The organism is Kitasatospora sp. NPDC052896, assembly GCF_044547075.1.
In the GTDB taxonomy this organism is placed as follows: Bacteria; Actinomycetota; Actinomycetes; order Streptomycetales; family Streptomycetaceae; genus Kitasatospora.
Window position 1 is genome coordinate 1 of the sequence record NZ_JBITZU010000036.1, and the last position, 19,685, is coordinate 19,685.

The 19,685-nt window shown below is 75.4% G+C and carries 15 protein-coding genes and 1 pseudogene; 13 read left to right on the plus strand and 3 right to left on the minus strand.

Translation table 11 applies throughout. The features are described 5' to 3' along the window. The 3 genes and pseudogenes from ACIGXM_RS35070 to ACIGXM_RS35080 all read left to right on the plus strand — a co-directional run. A pseudogene (locus ACIGXM_RS35070) lies at positions 1-133 on the plus strand (4-hydroxy-3-methylbut-2-en-1-yl diphosphate synthase); the annotation flags it as partial. A 107-nt stretch (positions 134-240) separates the two neighbouring features. Next, positions 241-1,161: a GNAT family N-acetyltransferase gene (locus ACIGXM_RS35075; RefSeq protein ID WP_396568167.1), complete on the plus strand. Its 921-nt coding sequence runs from the start codon at positions 241-243 to the stop codon at positions 1,159-1,161. A 21-nt stretch (positions 1,162-1,182) separates the two neighbouring features. Next, positions 1,183-1,728, plus strand: coding sequence for a GNAT family N-acetyltransferase (locus ACIGXM_RS35080; protein WP_396568168.1), 546 nt, complete (start codon positions 1,183-1,185; stop codon positions 1,726-1,728). 3 nt (positions 1,729-1,731) lie between these two features. On the opposite strand, the gene ACIGXM_RS35085 is transcribed toward ACIGXM_RS35080, so the two are convergent. After that, complete coding sequence (locus ACIGXM_RS35085) at positions 1,732-2,655, minus strand: aminoglycoside phosphotransferase family protein (protein ID WP_396568169.1); 924 nt, start codon at positions 2,653-2,655, stop codon at positions 1,732-1,734. A gap of 83 nt (positions 2,656-2,738) precedes the next feature. Next, positions 2,739-3,809: a ferritin-like domain-containing protein gene (locus ACIGXM_RS35090; protein ID WP_396568170.1), complete on the minus strand. Its 1,071-nt coding sequence runs from the start codon at positions 3,807-3,809 to the stop codon at positions 2,739-2,741. Between the two features lie 275 nt (positions 3,810-4,084). On the opposite strand from ACIGXM_RS35090, the gene rimP reads away from it, so the two are divergent. From rimP to ACIGXM_RS35140, 10 genes are all read left to right on the plus strand, one after another. Further along, positions 4,085-4,639 carry a ribosome maturation factor RimP gene (gene rimP / locus ACIGXM_RS35095; protein WP_396568171.1) on the plus strand — a complete coding sequence of 185 codons (555 nt, stop codon included), beginning with the start codon at positions 4,085-4,087 and terminating at the stop codon, positions 4,637-4,639. A gap of 25 nt (positions 4,640-4,664) precedes the next feature. Beyond that, the gene (gene nusA / locus ACIGXM_RS35100) at positions 4,665-5,678 is read left to right on the plus strand and encodes a transcription termination factor NusA (protein ID WP_396568172.1); all 1,014 of its coding nucleotides are present in this window, start codon (positions 4,665-4,667) and stop codon (positions 5,676-5,678) included. A gap of 80 nt (positions 5,679-5,758) precedes the next feature. Next, positions 5,759-6,052, plus strand: a complete 294-nt coding sequence (locus tag ACIGXM_RS35105; protein ID WP_396568208.1) for a YlxR family protein — start codon at positions 5,759-5,761, stop codon at positions 6,050-6,052. A gap of 231 nt (positions 6,053-6,283) precedes the next feature. Further along, positions 6,284-9,430 carry a translation initiation factor IF-2 gene (gene infB, locus ACIGXM_RS35110; RefSeq protein ID WP_396568173.1) on the plus strand — a complete coding sequence of 1,049 codons (3,147 nt, stop codon included), beginning with the start codon at positions 6,284-6,286 and terminating at the stop codon, positions 9,428-9,430. Positions 9,431-9,569: 139 nt separating this feature from the next. Next, the gene (locus ACIGXM_RS35115; RefSeq protein ID WP_396568174.1) at positions 9,570-9,866 is read left to right on the plus strand and encodes a DUF503 domain-containing protein; all 297 of its coding nucleotides are present in this window, start codon (positions 9,570-9,572) and stop codon (positions 9,864-9,866) included. 161 nt (positions 9,867-10,027) lie between these two features. Then, positions 10,028-10,477 carry a 30S ribosome-binding factor RbfA gene (rbfA, locus tag ACIGXM_RS35120; protein WP_396568175.1) on the plus strand — a complete coding sequence of 150 codons (450 nt, stop codon included), beginning with the start codon at positions 10,028-10,030 and terminating at the stop codon, positions 10,475-10,477. 3 nt (positions 10,478-10,480) lie between these two features. Then, positions 10,481-11,623, plus strand: coding sequence for a bifunctional oligoribonuclease/PAP phosphatase NrnA (locus ACIGXM_RS35125; protein ID WP_396568176.1), 1,143 nt, complete (start codon positions 10,481-10,483; stop codon positions 11,621-11,623). Between the two features lie 63 nt (positions 11,624-11,686). Then, the gene (gene truB, locus ACIGXM_RS35130; RefSeq protein WP_396568177.1) at positions 11,687-12,592 is read left to right on the plus strand and encodes a tRNA pseudouridine(55) synthase TruB; all 906 of its coding nucleotides are present in this window, start codon (positions 11,687-11,689) and stop codon (positions 12,590-12,592) included. Positions 12,593-12,827: 235 nt separating this feature from the next. Beyond that, the gene (locus ACIGXM_RS35135; RefSeq protein ID WP_396568178.1) at positions 12,828-16,370 is read left to right on the plus strand and encodes a serine protease; all 3,543 of its coding nucleotides are present in this window, start codon (positions 12,828-12,830) and stop codon (positions 16,368-16,370) included. A 62-nt stretch (positions 16,371-16,432) separates the two neighbouring features. After that, on the plus strand, positions 16,433-17,377 hold the full coding sequence (locus ACIGXM_RS35140; protein ID WP_396568179.1) for a bifunctional riboflavin kinase/FAD synthetase: 945 nt from the start codon (positions 16,433-16,435) through the stop codon (positions 17,375-17,377). Between the two features lie 91 nt (positions 17,378-17,468). Here the strand turns inward: ACIGXM_RS35140 and ACIGXM_RS35145 are convergent, their stop codons facing one another. Continuing rightward, on the minus strand, positions 17,469-19,622 hold the full coding sequence (locus ACIGXM_RS35145) for an AAA family ATPase (protein ID WP_396568180.1): 2,154 nt from the start codon (positions 19,620-19,622) through the stop codon (positions 17,469-17,471). Positions 19,623-19,685: the final 63 nt, after the last annotated feature.

The window sequence follows — 19,685 nt, forward strand, 5'->3', positions numbered from 1 at the left end:
GGGTGAGGTGATCAAGACCGTGCCGGAGTCGAGGATCGTGGAGACCCTGATCGAGGAGGCCCTCAAGCTCGCCGAGGAGATGCAGGCCGAGGGCGTGGCCTCCGGCACGCCGACCGTGGTCGCCGCCGACTGACCGCTCGTCAATCCGCGCGGGGTCGTCCGTCCGCGGACGGACGACCCCGCGCCCGCCGTGTGCTGCCCTGGGGATAGGGTGCGGCGGAAGCCGTTGAATGAGGTGCCGTGCTCGATCGAGGTGTGATGCTGCCCAGCTCGCTGCAGGCCGCACGGGGCCGTGGCGGTCCCCCCGGCCGGAGGCTGGGGGAAGCCACCCGGGTCCTGGAGAGCGCGGATCTCGCGGACACCCTCGAGGTGCTGCACCGCGACCCGGTGGCCAACGCCTTCGTCGCCACCCGGGTCGAGGCGGTCGGGCTCGACCCCTGGCGGCTCGGCGGCGAGATGTGGGGCTGGTTCGACCAGGACGGCCGGCTGGAGTCGCTCTGCTACGCGGGCGCCAACCTGGTCCCGGTGAACGCCGGGCCGGAGGCGGTCCGGGCGTTCGCCGAGCGGGCCCGTCGGCAGGGCCGCCGCTGCTCCTCGATCGTCGGCCCGGCCGAGGCCACCGCCGGGCTCTGGGCACTGCTGGAGCGCAGCTGGGGCCCGGCCCGCGAGGTGCGCGGGCACCAGCCGCTGCTGGCCACCACCGAGCCGTCCGCCGAGGTCGCCCCGGACCCGCTGGTCCGCCGGGTCCGCCGGGACGAGATCGAGCTGCTGATGCCGGCCTGCGTGGCGATGTTCACCGAGGAGGTCGGGGTCTCCCCGCTGGCCGGCGACGGCGGTCTGCTCTACCAGGCCAGGGTGGCCGAACTGGTCTCGACCGGACGCTCGTTCGCCCGGGTCTCGGAGGACGGCCAGGTGGTCTTCAAGGCCGAGATCGGCGCGGTCACCAAGGGCGCCTGTCAGATCCAGGGGGTCTGGGTCGCCCCCGAGCACCGCGGGCGGCGGCTCTCCGAGAGCGGCATGGCGGCCGTCCTGGAGATCGCGCTGCGCGAGGTCGCGCCGGTGGTCAGCCTCTACGTGAACGACTACAACCTGCCCGCCCGGGCCGCCTACCACCGGGTCGGCTTCCGCGAGATCGGCGCCTTCATGTCGGTGCTGTTCTGAAAGCGGAGTAACGTCCCGGGCATGGAGCAGCTGACCGAGGTGACCATCCAGCCGATCGACCTGGCGGCCTGGGCCCCGTACGCGCTGGAGGTCCAGTCGGCCGCCTTCGGGCTCACCCCGCAGGAGGTCGCGGTCCGACTGCACATCGTCGCCCGGCACGCGCAGCAGCCCGGGGTGCTCGCGCTGGGGGCGCTGCAGGGCAACCGGCTGGTCGGTTTCGGCTACGGGATGCCCAACCGGCGCGAGCACTGGTGGAGCACGGTCATCGAACCGCACCTGGAGGCCGGCGGCTTCGGCGACTGGCTGGACGAGGTGTTCGCGATCACCGAGCTGCACGTGCTGCCCGAGTTCCAGGGACACGGGCTGGGCACCTCGCTGATCCGCAGGCTGTGCGAGCGCTCCGGCCTGCCGCGCAGCATCCTCTCCGCGATCGACGCGGAGACCCCGGCCCGCCGGCTCTACCGCTCGCTCGGCTACCGGGACCTGGCCCGGGCGGTGCGGTTCCCCAACACCGACCGCCCGTACGCGGTGATGGGCGCCCGGCTGCCGCTGCTCGGACAGCAGTAGGGCTCAGAGCCAGCCGGCGAACTCCAGGTGGAGTTCGCCCCGGCCCCGGTCGCCGGCCGCCAGGCTGGCCAGGCCGGCCTCGACCGAGCGGAACAGGGTCCAGCCGCGCAACCGGTCGCGATCCACCTCGACCGCCTCGGAGAGCAGGTGCAGCCGGCGCCGCAGGGCGGCCTGCGGGCCGGGGGTGCCGGCCAGCGTCTCCGAGCGGTCCTGCGCCAGCCAGGCCAGGTCGTAGGCGCGCTCGCCGACCAGCGGTTCGGGGTCGATGGCCAGCCAGGGTGCGCGGTCGGCGGCCATCACGTTGCCGTGGTGGAAGTCGCCGTGCAGCACGAACCGCTCGGTGCCGGAGGCGAGCAGCTCGGCCGCGGTCTCCAGTGCCTCGTCGACCAGCGGCTGGGCGTCCAGCCGCTCGGCCAGCGGACGGCGCTCGCGCAGCCGCCGGCACTCCTCGCCGACCCGCTCGGCCACCGAACCGAACGGGTGCTGGGCGTTCGGCGGCGTCCAGAGGCGCTGCAGCAGGCCGACCGCCTCCAGCATCGCCTTGGCCTCGGCGAGCGAGAGCAGCGGGATGTCGCCGTACAGCCGCTCCAGCAGCAACAGGCCCTCGGCGGGCTCGGAGTTCAGCAGCAGGACGGCGCCGCGGCCGGCCCAGTGGGCGAGCGCGGCGGACTCCTGCGCGGTCTCCGGGGTGACCAGGCCGGCCTTCAGCACCGCCGGACTGCCGTCGTCCCGCCGGACGTAGCCGACCAGGCTGAGCCGTCCGCCGGGCTCGCAGATCCGCTCCAGGGTGAGGTCCCAGCGGGTGAGCTGCTCGGTGAACCGGGCGGGTAGCCGGCTCAGCCAGGCCGCGCCGCGCTCGCCCTCCTGATCGAGGACGTGGTCGCGCAGCCGGTCCGGGACGCTGATCTGCCTTGCTGCTGCCGCCATGCTGGCCTCCCGGCTGGGCGTGCCCCCTGGTACCCGTCCATTGTCGGGTATCGGGGCCTGCGGCGACCGGTCGGCGGCGCTGGTCAGGCGGGCCCGGACGGGCCGGCCGAGGCGGTCGGCGGCCCGCTGTCGGCGGTTTCGGGCAGGCCGGGCAGCGGGCCGCTCGTGGTGCCCCACTGCTGGGCCGTCAGCACGCACTCGCGCAGCGCGGCGGCGGCGGACAGCCGGACCGCCCCGCTGCTGCCGGCGACCAGGTCGGCGTAGACGGCGGTCAGTCGGGTCTCCAGCTCGGCGCCGAGCCGGGCGGCGTCGGCCGCGTCGGTGACGGCGAACGGGAGCTGGTAGCCGGGGGCGGCCTGGACCGGGGTGGCCCCGGCGGCGGAGAGCAGCCGTTGCCAGGCGTCCCGGCGGGCCTGGTGGGTGGTGTAGTCGGCCCAGGCCTGGTCGTGCGCGGGGCCGGTGGGCGGGACCTTGGCACCGATCACCCCGTAGCCGTAGACCGCGGCGTGCTCGGCGGCCAGCGCGGCCTGCAGGGCGGCGGTCCCACCGGTGGACGCCGTGGTGGGGGCGGCACGGACCGGGGACGGGGACGCGGTGGCGCCCGGCACGATGGCCGCGGTGTTCGCGGCGAGCGGGGGGACCACCAGCGCGGTCCGGTCGCCGAGCAGCACCGCGTGCCGGGCGCCGGCCGCCGAGACCGAGGCCAGCAGCCGGGCCAGCCCGGGGGAGGCGGCGGTCAGGTCGGCGAGCCGGTCCTGCGCGGTGGTCCGCTCGGCGGTGGCCAGCGCGGCCAGCGTCGGGGCGGGGGCCGGCGCCCCGGTGGGCGAGCCGGACGGTCGGGGCGGGTGCGAGGCGGACGGGCTCGGCGAGCCGCCGCCGGGCAGTCCGGCGGCCAGCGCCGCGCGTTGCCGCAGGGTCTCGTCCCGCAGCGGCCGCAGCCGGGGGTCGGCGCCGGCCGGCCCGGCCAGCACCGCGGCGTACCGCTCCAGCAGCGCGTCGCTGGCGGCGACCGCCCGCATCCGCAGCGGCTGGTCGGGGTCGGCACGGACCGGCGGGGCGGGGGCCGGCCGCGCCCCGCCCGTGCACCCGGCCAGCAGCGCGGCGACGGCCAGCGTTCCGGCGGTCAGCAGGGTGCGCCGGCTGGGTGACTGCATCGACGTGCTCCCGCGGGATCGTGCGAGTGCCACCGGTGCCCCCGCTGCCGTGTCGGTGAGGGGGTTCTGAGTTCTCGTCAGCCCTCGTCAGCCGTCGCGCCCCCGCCCGGACGCTACCGTCCGGTCGCCGTCCGTGTCACGGCGGTGTCACGCTCGCGACACGGTTGACCGCCTGGGGTGCCGGGCGGAATCGGCGGTTCGGGGGTGGACCCGATAGGCTTTGGGACGAGTTACGACCTTCTGACAACAGCAGACGCGGCCGAGGAGTCACCCGGATGAGCACCACCCCCACCGATCGGTTGCGTGCCCTGTTGGAGCCGCTGGCCGAGCAGGCGGGCCTGGACCTTGAGGACGTCAAGGTGAGCCAGGCCGGTAGCCGCCGCCAGGTCCAGATCGACGTGGACGCCGACGGCGGTGTGGACCTCGACGCGATCGCCGAGTTCAGCCGCGAGGTGGGCCAGGCGCTGGACGAGTCCGATCTGATGGGCAGTGCCGCGTACGTGCTGGAGGTCGGTTCCCCGGGCGTCGACCGCCCGCTCACCGAGCCGCGCCACTGGCGTCGCAACACCGGCCGGCTGGTCAAGGTCCAGCTCGCCGAGGGTGGCGAGCTGGTCGCGCGCATCCTGGAAGCGGACGAGGACGGCGCACTGGTCGAGGTGCAGCCGGTCAAGGGTCGCGGTCGCGCCAAGGAGCGCCGGCTGGCCTTCGCCGAGGTCGCCAAGGCCCGGATCCAGGTCGAGTTCAACCGCAAGGAGGACGAGCAGCTGCTCGCCGACGACGCGGAGGCGGATGTCGATGGCGCCGACGACACCAACGACGACGAGCAGTGAGTAAGAGAGCAGAGGAGGCGTAGCCGTGGACATCGACATGAGTGCCCTGCGCGGGCTGGTGACCGAGAAGAACATCCCGTTCGACCTGTTGGTCGAGTCGATCGAGTCGGCGCTCCTCATCGCGTACCACCGGACCGAGGGATCGCGCCGCCGGGCCCGGGTCGAGCTGGACCGCAAGACCGGCCATGTGACCGTGTGGGCGCTTGAGGACGCGGGCGAGCTGGAGGAGGGCGTCGAGCCCAGGGAGTTCGACGACACCCCGAGCGGCTTCGGCCGGATCGCCGCCAGCACCGCCAAGCAGGTGATCCTGCAGCGCCTGCGGGACGCCGCCGACGACCAGACCTTCGGCGAGTACGCGGGCAAGGAGGGCGACATCGTCACCGGTGTCGTCCAGCAGGGCAACGACCCGAAGAACGTGCTGGTCGACATCGGCAAGCTGGAGGCCATCCTGCCCCCGCAGGAGCAGGTCCCCGGCGAGGACTACAAGCACGGCACCCGGCTGCGCTGCTACGTGGTGGCGGTCCGGCGCGGTGTCCGTGGCGCTTCGGTGACGCTCTCGCGCACCCACCCCAACCTGGTGAAGAAGCTCTTCGCGCTGGAGGTCCCGGAGATCGCCGACGGCAGCGTCGAGATCGCCGCGATCGCCCGCGAGGCCGGGCACCGCACCAAGATCGCGGTGGTCTCGCGCCGTTCGGGCCTGAACGCCAAGGGCGCCTGCATCGGCCCGATGGGCGGCCGGGTCCGCAACGTGATGGCCGAGCTGCACGGCGAGAAGATCGACATCGTCGACTGGTCGGAGGACCCGGCCGAGATGGTGGCCAGCGCGCTGTCGCCCGCGCGGGTGACGAAGGTCGAGATCGTCGACTACGCGCAGCGCTCCGCCCGGGTTATCGTGCCGGACTACCAGCTGTCGCTGGCGATCGGCAAGGAGGGCCAGAACGCCCGACTGGCCGCCCGCCTGACCGGCTGGCGGATCGACATCCGGCCGGACACCGAGGCCGGGACCGAGGACCGGAACGGGGAATCGGTGGCCGAGTAAACACGTTGTCATTCCATAACCACGGCCCCGTCCTGATAGGCGGGGCCGCGGTCAGTCCCTGCGGAGGGGTAGACTTGATGGTGTCCGGCCGGACGCGTGTCCGCGCATGCCCTGAACGCACTTGCGTGGGCTGCCGCAAGCGAGCGGCCAAGCACGAGCTGTTGCGTGTCACGGCGGTCGAGGGCGTCTGCGTCCCCGATCCCCGCGGGACGCTGCCCGGGCGGGGCGCGCACCTGCATCCCGACCTGACCTGCCTCGACCTGGCAGTCCGCCGCCGGGCGTTCCCGAGGGCCTTCCGGCTCCAGGGCGCGCTCGACACGGAGGCGCTGCGCGCACACGTCGAGGCCCGGGCAGAAGGGGCCCCGGCGTCCTGAGGGTCCCCCTCGGGCCGGCTCGGAGGGCGACGCAGACCCCCGCCCGCGGGGGAGAACCACCGCAATGAGCACGGCGCGCGCACCCCGGTGCGGCGCGCCACCAGTCAGGTACCTCGCGAGATGGAAGTAGGTCGAGATTGCGATGAGCACTCGATGAGTACGCGATGAGTACGCCCATGAAGTAGCGACGGTCCGGCGGACGATCACCCCGGACTTATAGACAGGAGCGAAGTGGCTAAGGTCCGGGTATACGAACTCGCCAAGGAGCTCGGTTTGGAGAGCAAGGCCGTGATGGCCAAGCTCACCGAGCTGGGTGAGTTCGTCCGTTCGGCGTCCTCGACGATCGAGGCGCCGGTCGTGCGCAAGTTGACTGACGCTTTGGGAGCGACTCCGCCGTCCGGTGGTTCCTCCGCGAAGCCTGGCCCGCGGAAGCCCGCGGCGCCCACGCCCGCCGGCGGTGCCGGTGCGGCCGCACCCAAGCCGGGTGCCCCCACGCCGGGTCCGCGTCCCACCGCGACCCCCGGCCCCCGGCCCACGCCGGCGGCCGGCCCCGCGGCGGCCGCTCCGGCCGCCCCCGCCGCGCCGCGCCCGGCCACCCCGGCCCCGCGTCCGGCGGCCCGCCCCGCCGCTCCGGCGGCCCCGGCCGCCCCCGCGGCCGAGTTCTCCTCGCCGGCTCCGGCCGGTGACGCCGCCCCCGCCGCGCCGCGTCCGGCCACCCCGGCCCCGCGTCCGGCGGCCGGCCCCGCGGCCGGTGGCGCCCGTCCGGGCCCGCGTCCGGCCGGCCCGCGTCCGGGCAACAACCCCTTCACCTCGGGCAGCGCGACCGGGATGGCCCGCCCCGGCGACCGTCGTCCGGCCGCTCCGGGTGGCGACCGTCCGCGTCCGGCTGGTGCGCCTGGTGGTGAGCGTCCGCGTCCGGGTGGCGACCGTCCGCGTCCGGCTGGTGCGCCCGGTGGCGAGCGTCCGCGTCCGGGCGGCGACCGTCCGCGTCCCGCTGGTGCGCCTGGCGGCGAGCGTCCGCGTCCGGGTGGCGACCGTCCGCGTCCCGCTGGTGGTCCCGGTGCTGGCGCGCCGCGTCCCGGTGGCGACCGTCCGCGTCCCGACGGCATGCCCCGTCCGGCCGGCCCCCGCCCGGGTGCGCCGAGCCCGTCCGGCATGCCGCGTCCCAACCCCGGCATGATGCCGCAGCGTCCCGCCCCGGGCGCCGGCCCGCGTCCGGGCCCCGGCGGCCGTGGCCCGGGTGGCCCCGGCGGCCGTCCCGGTGGTCCGGGTGCCGGTGGCGCCCGTCCGGGCTTCGCCGGTCGTCCGGCCGGTCCGGGCTCGCGTCCGGCCGGTGGCGGCTTCGGCGGCCCGCGTCCGGGTGGCGGCGGTGCCGGCGGTGGCTTCGGTGGCGGCCCGCGTCCGGGTGGCTTCGGTGGTCGTCCCGGTGGTCCGGGCGCCCGTGGCGGCACGCAGGGTGCCTTCGGTCGTGGCCCGGGCGGTCGTCCGGCCCGTGGCCGCAAGTCGAAGCGTCAGCGTCGCCAGGAGTACGAGGCCATGCAGGCCCCGTCCGTCGGCGGTGTGATGCTGCCTCGCGGCAACGGGCAGACCGTCCGCCTGTCGCGTGGTGCCTCGCTGATGGACTTCGCGGAGAAGATCAACGCCAACCCGGCCGCGCTCGTCTCGGTGATGTTCAACCTCGGTGAGATGGTCACCGCGACCCAGTCGGTCGCCGACTCGACCCTCGAGCTGCTGGCCGGCGAGATGGGCTTCGTGCTGGAGATCGTCAGCCGGGACGACGAGGACCGTGAGCTGCTCGAGTCCTTCGACATCGACTTCGGTGCCGACGAGGGCGACGAGGACGAGCTCATGCCGCGTCCGCCGGTGGTGACCGTGATGGGTCACGTCGACCACGGTAAGACCCGCCTGCTCGACGCGATCCGCAAGACCAACGTGGTCGCCGGCGAGGCCGGTGGCATCACCCAGCACATCGGTGCGTACCAGGTCTCGGCGGAGGTGAACGGCGAGGAGCGCCGGATCACCTTCCTCGACACCCCGGGTCACGAGGCGTTCTCCGCCATGCGTGCTCGTGGTGCGAAGTCCACCGACATCGCGATCCTGGTGGTCGCGGCCAACGACGGCGTCATGCCGCAGACGGTCGAGGCGCTCAACCACGCCAAGGCCGCCGGCGTGCCGATCGTGGTCGCGGTCAACAAGATCGACGTCGAGGGCGCCGACCCGACCAAGGTCCGCGGCCAGCTGACCGAGTTCGGCCTGGTGGCCGAGGAGTACGGCGGCGACACCATGTTCGTCGACATCTCCGCGCGCCAGGGTCTGCACATCGACCAGCTGCTGGAGGCCGTGGTCCTGACCGCGGACGCCTCGCTGGACCTGCGGGCCAACCCGGAGCAGGCCGCGCAGGGTATCGCCATCGAGGCGCACCTCGACAAGGGCCGCGGCGCCATGGCGACCGTCCTGGTCCAGCGCGGCACGCTGCGCGTCGGCGACTCGATCGCGGTGGGCGACGCCCACGGCCGCGTCCGGGCGATGCTCGACGAGAACGGCAAGAACGTCGAGGAGGCCGGTCCGTCCCGTCCGGTCCTGCTGCTCGGTCTGACCTCGGTGCCGCGCGCCGGCGACAGCTTCATCGTCGTCGACGACGACCGCACCGCCCGCCAGATCGCCGAGAAGCGCTCGGCCCGTGACCGCAACGCCATGTTCGCCAAGCGTCCGCTGCGGATCTCCCTGGAGAACCTGGACCAGGCGATCGCGGCCGGCGGCATCCAGCAGCTCAACCTCATCATCAAGGGTGACGTCTCCGGTTCGGTGGAGGCCCTGGAGGACGCTCTCGTCAAGCTCGACGTGGGCGAGGAGGTCGAGCTCCGGATCCTGCACCGCGGTGTGGGTGCCATCACCGAGTCCGACGTGGACCTGGCGATGGGCTCGGACGCCATCATCATCGGCTTCAACGTCCGCGCCGAGGGCCGTGCTCGCACGGCGGCCGAGCGCGAGGGCGTCGACGTCCGGTACTACTCGGTCATCTACCAGGCGATCGAGGAGATCGAGGCGGCGCTCAAGGGCCTGCTCAAGCCCGAGTACGAGGAGGTGCGCCTCGGCTCCGCGGAGATCCGCGAGGTGTTCCGCAGCTCCAAGTTCGGCAACATCGCGGGTGTCATCGTCCGCGAGGGCCTGCTGCGCCGCAACGCCAAGGCCCGCCTCATCCGCGACGGAAAGGTCGTGGCGGAGAGCCTCACCATCGAGGGTCTGCGCCGCTTCAAGGACGACGCGACCGAGGTCCGCGAGGGCTTCGAGGCCGGTGTGACCCTGGGGTCGTTCAACGACATCAAGGTCGACGACATCATCGAGACCTTCGAGATGCGCGAGAAGCCGCGCGCCTGAGCCGCGTAGCAGCCGGGGCCGGTCGGCCGGGAAATTTCCCGTCGACCGGCCCCGGTCTCGCTGTGTAGGGTCCTGGCACGAGCTCCCGCTCGGGCGGGGGCGCCCTACGAGGCCTTCAGGTCGGCGAGACCTGCCTTACATGTTCGTGGGAACACTCACCTTCGACCTGCTCCTGGGCGACGTCCACTCGCTCAAGGAGAAGCGCTCGATCGTGCGGCCCATCGTGGCCGAGCTGCAGCGCAGGTACAGCGTGTGCGCAGCGGAAACCGGGAACCAGGAGCTGCACCGCAGGGCCGAGATCGGCCTGGCGGTGGTGTCCGGCGAAGCCGGGTACGTCACCGAGATCCTGGACAGCTGTGAGCGGCTGGTCGCCGGCCGCCCCGAGGTGCAACTGCTCTCCGCACGCAGGCGCTACCACGGCGACGACGATGAATGAGCTCGGGGTGCGGCGGACGACTGGGGAACAGTCGCCACCGTCACACCCGGAGGACGACCGAGAGCGCTCACAAGGCTGGGCGCGGGCCGGTACTTTGGGGCATGGGCCCCGACGGGTGAGCAGTCGACCCGGGTACTGTGCCCACTGCACGAGGAGGCAACGTGACCGACACCGCAAGGGCGCGCAAGCTCGCCGACCGCATCCAGGTGGTCGTCGCCCAGACCCTGGAGCGGCGGATCAAGGACCCGCGGCTCGGGTTCGTGACCATCACCGACACCCGCGTCACCGGTGACCTGCGGGAGGCCACGGTCTTCTACACGGTCTTCGGTGACGACACCGAGCGGGAGGCGACGGCCGCCGCGCTGGAGAGCGCCAAGGGCGTGCTCCGCTCCGAGGTCGGCAAGCAGACCGGGGTGCGCTTCACCCCGTCGCTGACCTTCGTCGCGGACGCGCTGCCGGACACCGCCCGGACCATCGACGACCTGCTCGACAAGGTCCGGGCCTCCGACGCGGCCGTCCGGACCGCCGCGGCGGGCGCGACGTACGCGGGCGAGGCGGACCCCTACAAGGCGCCGGCGTCCGAGCGCGACGCCGCCGACGAGGACGAGTAGGCCATGGCCGGCGAGCCGGCGGCGGCCGGTTCGGTGAGGGCGTCCTCCACCAGCACGGTGGAGGACGCCCTCGCGGTGCTTCCGGGCCCTCGCACCGAGTCACCGCTCGGTTCCGGGCTGTCCGAGCCGTCCGGTCCGGCCGGTTGCGGCCCGGGCGGTCGGTTCGAGGAGGAGTGGCAGCGGGTGGTCGCCGAGATCGGGCGAGCCGGCTCGATCGACCTGATCTGCCACATCAGCCCGGACGGTGACGCGCTCGGCTCGGCCCTGGCGGCCGGGATCGCGCTGCGCGGGCTGGGCCGGGAGGTGCGGGTCTCGTTCGGCGACGACCCGCAGGTGATCCCGGAGTCGCTCTCCTTCCTGCCCGGGCAGGAGCTGCTGGTCCCGGCGGCGCGGGTGCCGGACGCCCCGGACCTGGTGCTCTGCTTCGACGTGGCCGCCGAGGGGCGGCTCGGACTGCTGCACGCCAAGGCCTTCGCGGCCCGCACCCTGGTGGTCATCGACCACCACGCCTCCAACCCCGGCTTCGGCACCCACCGGCTGATCGACCCGACCGCGCCGGCCACCGCCGTGCTGGTGGACGAGCTGCTGCGGCGGCTCGGCGTGCCGCTCGACCAGGAGTTGGCCACCTGCCTCTACACCGGGGTGGCCACCGACACCGGCTCGTTCAAGTACGCCAGCACCACGCCGGCCACCCACGAGCTGGCCGGGCGGCTGCTGGCCACCGGGATCCGGCACGACCTGATCTCCCGGCAGCTCTGGGACACCTCCTCCTTCGGCTACCTCAAGGTGCTCGCCGCCGCGCTGGAGCGCGCGGTCTACGAGCCGGCGGCGGTCGGCGGGCGGGGCCTGGTGTGGACCTGGGTGCCGTACCAGGACCTGGCGCTGTTCAGCGTCACGGTCGAGGAGATCGAGGGCCTGATCGACATCCTGCGCCGCCCGGCCGAGGCCGAGGTCGCGCTGGTGCTCAAGCAGGACCCGGACGGCACGCTGCGCGGCTCCTGCCGCGCCCGGGGAGCGGTCGACGTGGCCGCCGCCTGCGCCGAGCTGGGTGGTGGCGGGCACACCCACGCGGCCGGGTTCGCGGTCCGCGCGGACGTGCCGAGCACGGTGGCCCGGTTCCGGGCCGCGCTCGACCCGACCGGCTGACCCGTGTGGCCGGCCGGCCAGTTGACCACTCGGTCAGTTGACCGATCGCAGAGAAACGAACTGATGAAGCGCAAAGGCACCGGGCCCGACGGCCTGGTCATCGTCGACAAGCCGGAGGGCATCACCTCGCACGGGGTGGTCGCCAAGACCCGTTGGCTGGCCGGGACCCGCAAGGTCGGGCACGCGGGCACGCTGGACCCGATGGCCACCGGGGTCCTGGTGGTCGGGGTCGAGCGGGCCACCCGGCTGCTCGGGCACCTGATGCTCACCTCGAAGACCTACGAGGCGACCATCCGGCTCGGCCAGACCACCGTGACCGACGACCGCGAGGGCGAGGTCACCGCGTCGGTGCCGGCCACGGCGGTGACCCGGGAGGCGATCGACGCCGGGATCGCCGAGCTGACCGGCGAGATCCTGCAGGTGCCGTCCAAGGTCAGCGCGATCAAGATCGACGGGAAGCGCTCGTACCACCGGGTCCGGGAGGGCGAGGAGTTCGAGATCCCGGCCCGGCCGACCACCGTGCACTCCTTCACCGTGCACGAGCAGCGGGCCGCGGTGGCCGAGGACGGCACGCCGGTGGTGGACCTGGACGTCACCGTCGAGTGCTCCTCCGGCACCTACATCCGGGCGCTGGCCCGGGACCTCGGCGCGGCTCTCGGCGTCGGTGGCCACCTGACCGCGCTGCGGCGCACCAAGGTCGGCCCGTACGGGGTGGAGTCGGCGCGCACCCTGGAGCAGCTGGAGGAGAAGTTCGAGGTGCTGCCGATCGCCGAGGCGGCGGCCGCGGCCTTCCCGCGTTGGGACATCGGTCCGGACGAGGCTCGACTGCTCTCCACCGGGGTCCGGTTGAAGGCGCCGGGGCTCGGGGTGGAGGGGCCGATCGCGGTGTTCGGGCCGGACGGGACCTTCCTCGCGCTGGTGGAGGAGAAGGCCGGGCAGGCCCGGCCGGTGGCGGTCTTCGTCGGCTGAGCCGGGGCCGTCGATCGAACCGTCGCCCGTGCCAGCTCGGGGACTTGCCCACGAGTCAGTGGGCTGACGCACCGCTTCACCCGAACGGGCGAGCGCGCGAAGTGAACGCCCGGGGTGAACGGGGTGGCCGGGGTCGCCCGGCCCGCGGCGTGGGCAAGGTTCCCCGCGGCGAGCACGGGAGCGGTCAGAGGGCCCAGCAGGAGCCCGCCCGGCCCGCCGGGGGAGGGCAGCACGGATGGCGGGTGGCCTGGCGGACGGAGCGGCGGAGGGATCCTGGCGGTCCCTGCTGAGGATCCGCGGCCTGGACGGCCGGCCGCGCGGTTACGGGATCGCGGCCGATCCGGACGGCACGGTACTGACCGGCTACGAGGTGGTGGCCGACGGCCGCGGCCTGTTGCTGGAGACGGCCGGCGGGGAGTGCCGGGAGCTGCCGGCGGAGCGGGTGACCGCGCTGCCGGAGCACGGCCTGGCGCTGCTCGACGCGGGCGGGCCGGTCGGGCCACCGCTCGTCCTCGGGCCGTACCGGGCCGGGCAGCCGGTGCTGCTGCTCCGCCCCGACGAACCGCCCGAGTCGTCGTTCGCGTTCCTCGCGCAGCAGGGGCCGACCGGCGCGGTGCTCGCGGGCGCGCTGCTGGGCACCGGTTCGGCGCTGCTGCCCGGCCCGGGCCGACCCCTGCTGCTGGAGGGCACACTGCTCTTCGACCTGCCGGAGGCGGTGGCCGGGCCGATGGCGACCGCGTCGGCCGGGCTGCCGGTGCTGGACGCCGAGTGCGGCGCGGTACTGGGTCTGCTCGCGCCGGGGCTGCGCGGGGTGGCGCCGGGGGTGCCGGCCGCCGTGCCGGTCCAGCCGACCGGAGCCGCCGGTCCGCTCGCCGCCCTGCTGGCGCGCAACGCGGCGACCGTTCCCGGCTACGGCCGGGCGCTCAACCTCGGCGGGGTGCTGGAGCTGGCGTCCCGGCAGCTGGCCGGCGCCGCCGCCGGCCCGGCACGGATCGCCGACCTGGCCGCGGACCGGGTGGACCGGCTGGACGGGCTGGCCGGCGAGGAGCCGCGGGCCGAACTCACCGTGCTGGTCGGCGAGCCCGGCAGCGGCCGCAGCACCGAACTGGCCGCGCTCGCGGTGCGCCGGGCGGACGGCCCCCGGCCGCTGCCCACGCTCTGGCTGCGCGGCGCCGACCTGCGGGCCGGCGACCGCTCGCCGGCCGAGGCGGTCGGCCGGGCGCTGGCCCGGGCCGAGGCGGGCATCCCGGGCGCGCGGGCGACCGGCGGCGAGGCGCTGGCGGAGGCGGTCGCCCGGGTCGCCGCGACGGCGGGTCGGCCGCTGCTGGTCGTGCTGGACGGCCCGGAGGAGGCACCGGCCGCGTTCGGCCCGGCCTGGCACCGGGAGACCGCGCGCTGGCTGCGCGCCCTGGGGGTCCGGCTGCTGCTCGCCTGTCGCCCGGAGACCTGGGAGCAGTACGCCGACGGGGTCGAGGCCGGCAGTGTCCAGCTGCACCGGCTCGGCCCGCTGAGCGGCGAGGCGGCCGAGCGGGTCGCCCGGCGTTACGGCGTGCCGCCGCCGACCGGACCGGTGGACCCGCTCGCGCTGCGGTGGGCCGGCGAACTGCGCGCCGCCGGGGTGGATCGGCCGGCCCCCGACCGTTCGGCGCTCTGCTCCGCCACCCTGGACCTGGCCTGCCTGCGGATCGGCCGGCGGATCGCCGAGACCGCGGCCGCCCAGCCCGGTCGCCCGGGCACCCACCGGCGCGGCGGCCAGACCCGTCCGGCCGCGCCGCCCTCGCCCGGGCAGTTGCGCCGGCTGGCGGCCGTCGTCGCCGGGCGGGTGCACGAGGCGGCCCGGCGGATGCTCGGCCCGGGCCAGGGCGGGCTGGGCCGGGCCGCCTTCGAGGAGCTCTTCCCACCGGACACCGGCTGGGCGCGGGCGGTGCTCGCCGAGGAGCTCTTCGTCCCCGCCGGGGACGGCTACCGGCTGGCGCACGAGGAGCTGGCGGACTGGTTGCAGGGCCTGCACCTGGACCTGGACGGCGCGCTGAGGCTGCTGCTGGACGAGGACGAGGGCCGGTCCGGCGTCCCGGCCGGACCGCCGGGGCGGACCGTGCCGCGGCACCGGCTCGGCGCGGTCGCGGCGGCCCTGCGCACCATCGGCGGGACCCGTGGCCCGGTCGCGCTCGACCTCTGGCTGCACCGGCTGCTGCGGGCGCTGGAGAGCTCCCCACCCGGCGGTGAGCCGCACTGGTGGGCGGCCCGGCTGCTGGCGGTGAGCCTGCGCGCGGTCCCCGACCCGGCGGTCCACCGGGCGCTGCTGGACCGGCTGGCGGCCCGGCTGGCCGAGTCGGCGGGGCAGCCCGCGGCCGGCCCCGATCCGTTCGGTCCGGTGTTCTGGGCCGCACTGCCGCTGCAGCCGCCCGACCGGCTCGACCTGCTGCGCTCGCTGGTCCGGGCGGACGGCCCCGAGCAGGGCTTCCTGACGGCGGCGGCCGGCCTGCTGCGGGCCGACCCGCCGACCGTGCTGCCGCTGCTCTGCCGCTGGTTCGACGACGGCCGGCTGCTGCCGGGCCGGCCGGGGGCGAGCGTCGCGGACCTGGCCCAGGACCTGCTCCACGCCCACCGCGCCCTGGCCGTGGACGAGTTGACGGAGGCCCTGGTCGAGGCCGCGCACCCGCGGGCGGACGCGCTGCTGACCGTGCTGGCGGTGGAGGAGCCGTCGGCACTCTGCCGGGCGGTCGACCGGTGGAGTCACGACCGGCGCCCGGAGCGGCACGTGGCGGCCGCGGTGCACGCGCTGCGCGCGGCGCCGTACGCCACCGGCGCCGGCCGCGAGCTGCTCCGGCACGCCGCCGCCGCGCTGCTGGCGCGGGAGGACGAGCCCGGCCTGCACGGCGCGGCGCTGGCGCTGCTGGTGCGGGACCCGGGCACCCGGGCCGCCCGGCTGCCCGCCGCGCTGGCCGCCTACCGGGCGGACGACCCGTTCGTCACCCCGGACGTGCTGGCACCGGCGCTGGACGGTCACCAGGAGGCGGTGCTGGCGGCCTTCGAAGCGCGACTCGCCGAGCCCGGCGGCGGGGTGGCCGCGGTGCTGCGGGTGCTCGCGGTGGCGCCGCCCGCCGGCGTGGGCCGTCCGGTGCCGGACGGGTTGCCGGACCCGGCCACCCGGCTGGCCGGGCGGCTGCTGCGGGACCGGCCGGAGCGGGCCGAGCTGGTCGCCGAGTACCTCGGGCAGCGGCTGGTCCGCGGCACGGCGGCGCGCGGCGACCTGACCGCGCTGCTCGGTCCGCGGCCGGCCGACCGGCCCGCACCGGTGCGCCGGGCGTTCGCACTGGTGCTGGCCGCGCCCGGGCCCGCCGACCCGCTGCGCGAGGAACTGCTGGACCGGTTGCTGGCCGCCGAGCCGGACCCGGCCGTGCTCGGGCCGGTGCTGGAACGGCTGGCGCTGACCTGCGCGGCGCACCGGCCGGATCGGCTGCGCGCGGTGGTCCGGCGGATCGCCGACTCCTGGGACCGCGCCCGGGCCGCGGCACTCGACGCCGCCCTGGTGCGCTGCGCGGGTCGCAGCGCCGGCTTCGCGCTGCTGCTCGCCGAGTGGCCGGCCGACGCCCGACCGCCCGTCGGCGGTCCGCTGCTGGCCCGGATGCGCATCCTGGTCGCCGAGGGACGCGACCCCCAGTTCGCCGCCGCCGAGGCCGAGCGGGCCCCGGTCCGGACCGCGCCCGTGCCGGCCCCGGCGGCCTCGGCGGGTGTTCCGGTGCCGGGGCTCGGTCGGGCGCATGGCACGCTATAGGGGTTCGAGTTCGAGCGTTCGAGCACCGGAGCGGTGCGCGCGGCGGAAGAGGAGCGGTCAGGGTGCAGCGCTGGCGTGGCCTGGAGGAGATTCCCGGCGACTGGGGACGTAGCGTCGTCACCATCGGTTCCTTCGACGGTGTGCACCTGGGACACCAACTGATCATCAACCGCGCGGTGGCCCGGGCCCGTGAACTCGGGGTCAAGGCCGTGGTGGTGACCTTCGACCCGCACCCGCGCGAGGTGATCCGCCCCGGCAGCCACCCGCCGCTGCTGGCTCCGCACCCGCGGCGGGCCGAGCTGATGGCGATGCTGGGCGTGGACGCGGTGCTGGTGCTGCCGTTCACCGCGGAGTTCTCCCGGGAGTCGCCGGAGTTCTTCGTCCAGCAGGTGCTGGTGGACGCCCTGCACGCGCGGCTGGTGATCGAGGGGCCGAACTTCCGCTTCGGCCACCGCGCGGCCGGGGACGTCGCGCTGCTGACCGAGCTGGGCCGGGCCGCCGACTTCGAGGTCGAGGTGCTCGACCTGCAGGTCCGCGGCGAGGCCGGGGGCGGCGAGCCGTTCTCGTCCAGCCTGGTCCGGCGGCTGGTGGCGGAGGGTGACGTTGCCTCGGTGGTCGAGGTGCTGGGCCGCCCGCACCGGGTCGAGGGGATCGTGGTGCGCGGGGCGCAGCGCGGGCGGGAGCTCGGCTACCCGACCGCCAACGTGGACACCGTGCCGCACAGCGCGATCCCGGCTGACGGCGTCTACGCCGGGTGGCTGACGGTGGGCGAGGAGCGGATGCCGGCGGCGATCTCGGTGGGCACCAACCCGACCTTCGACGGCCGGACCCGCACGGTGGAGGCGTACGCCATCGACCGGGTGGGGCTGGACCTGTACGGGCTGCACGTCGCGGTCGACTTCCTCACGTTCCTGCGCGGGATGGAGAAGTTCGACTCGATCGAGGCGCTGCTCGACCGGATGGCGGCCGACGTCAAGCAGGCCCGGGAGCTGACCGGGGCCGGCTGAGCGGCCGCGGTTGCTCGAGGTGCTGGTTGCCTGGAGCGCTGGTCCGGAAGGGCCCGCCGGGAATCCCCGGCTGGCCCTTCGGGCTTGCTGGCTACTGCCGGTGTTGCTGGGGCGGGTAGCCGTAGCCCTGTGGGGGTGGCCCCGGGTGGTACGGCTGCGCGGGCGGGACCGGGTGGCCGTGCTCGTCGGGGCGCGCGTACGGGTCGGGGTGTGCCGGGCCGGGCTGGCGCGGATCCGCCTGGCGGGGATCGCCGTGCTGCGGGTCGGCCTGGTGGGGGACGGCTTGGCGGGGGTCGGCCGGGCCGGGCCAGGGCTGGCCGGGCTGCGGGTGGCCGTACCCCTGGGGCGGCGCGGGCCACTGCTGAGGGGGTTGCTGCTGCGCGGACTGCTGGTACGGGGGCTGCTGGTAGGGCGCTTGCGCCTGCGGCTGGGCGGCCTGCTGCCAGCCGCCGCCGGCACCGGCGATCGCCTGCTGGGCCCGGATGATGTCCTCGCCGACCAGGGTGGCCAGCTCGAAGTAGGCCTCCCGGACCTTGGGCCGCATCATGTCGAGGTTGACCTCGGCCCCAGCCGCCAGGCTCTCGTCGAACGGGACCACCACCACGCCCCGGCAGCGGGTCTCGAAGTGCGCCACGATGTCCTCGACCCGGATCATCTTGCTGGTCTCGCGCACCCCGGAGACCACGGTGATGCTGCGCTGCACCAGCTCGGCGTAGCCGTGCGCGGAGAGCCAGTCGAGCGTGGTGCTGGCGCTGCTCGCGCCGTCCACGCTCGGGGTGGCCACGATGATCAGCTGGTCGGCGAGGTCGAGCACGCCGCGCATCGCACTGTAGAGCAGGCCGGTGCCCGAGTCGGTGAGGATGATCGGGTACTGGCGGCCCAGTACGTCGATGACCTGGCGGTAGTCCGAGTCGTCGAACGTCGTGGAGACCGCCGGGTCGACGTCGTTCGCCAGGATCTCCAGGCCGGAGTGCTGGTCCTGCGAGGTGAACTGACGGATGTCCATGTAGCTGTGCAGCCGCGGGATGGCCGTCACGAGGTCGCGGATGGTGGCGCCGGTCTGCCGCTTGATCCGGCGACCGAGGGTGCCGGCGTCCGGGTTGGCGTCGATCGCGATCACCTTGTCCTGGCGCTCGCTGGCGAGGGTGGCGCCGAGCGCGGTGGTGGTCGTGGTCTTGCCGACCCCGCCCTTCAGGCTGATCACCGCGATCCGGTAGCAGCTGAGTACCGGGGTCCGGATGATGCCGAGCCGGCGCTCGCGCTCGGCCTGCGCGGCCTTGCCGCCGAACCTGATCCGCGGGAGCTGGCGCGGCTGCTTGGGCTGGCTGCGCAGCAGGCGGTCGGAGGAGAGTTCGACGGCGGCGGTGTAGCCGAGCGGGGCGCCCGGGGCGCCGGGCTGGGCGAAGGCGGCGGGGGCCGCCGGCGGGTAGGGCTGCCGGCCGGGGTTGGCGCCGGGGTGGCCGGCGGTGTTCGGCTGCGGCCAGCCGCCGGTCCGCGGGTCGGTCCGCGGGTCGGCCGGGGCGGCGGGCTGCTGGGGCCAGGGGGCGCCGGGGCCGGGGCCGGGCTGGGGCTGCTGCGGGGCGTGCGGCGCCTCGGTCGCGTGCGGGCCGGGCTGGGCTTGCGGGGGGCCGGGCTGGGCCGGGAAGGGCTGCTGCCGCTCGCCGGACGGAACCGGCTGCTGGTACGGCGGGTACGGGGTGGCGCCCGCCGTCTCCGGCCCGGGGTGGCCCGGCTGGTACGGCGCGGGGGGCTGCTGGAACGGCGGCTGCTCGGTGCCGGGCCACGGGGTCGGGGCCGCGGCGTCCTGGGGCGTCACCGGTGCGGCCGACTGCTGAGGCACGGACTGCTGGGGCGCGGACTGCTGGGAGATGAGGGCGTCCAGGTCCAGCGCGGGCAGCTTCGCCGTGGGCGCGACCGGCGACGTCGGCCGGGGCGCGAGGGGTGGCGCGGGCTCGGCCTGCTCCTGCTCCTGGGGGTCGGCCTCGGTCCGGGCCTGGTTCGGCAGCCGGGGCGGCGCGACGGCCTCCGCGGGCTCGGACTGGGGCTGGGGCTGGGACTTGGGTGCCGGCTCGGCGGCGGGCTCGGCCACGGGCGCCACGGGTACGGCGTCCTGCGGCGGGGTGCTGACCCGGGCGGGCTCGCCCTGGGTGTACCAGGAGGGGGGCGTGTAGTCGGGGGTGTCCGACCAGTCGTCCTCTTCCGGCGGGTTGCCGCCGACGTAGACGCCGTCCCGATCGCTGCTCACCCTGGACTCCCTCGTGTTCGCCGCCGCTGTCCCGCAGTGTCGTGGGCACCAGACTAGAACCTA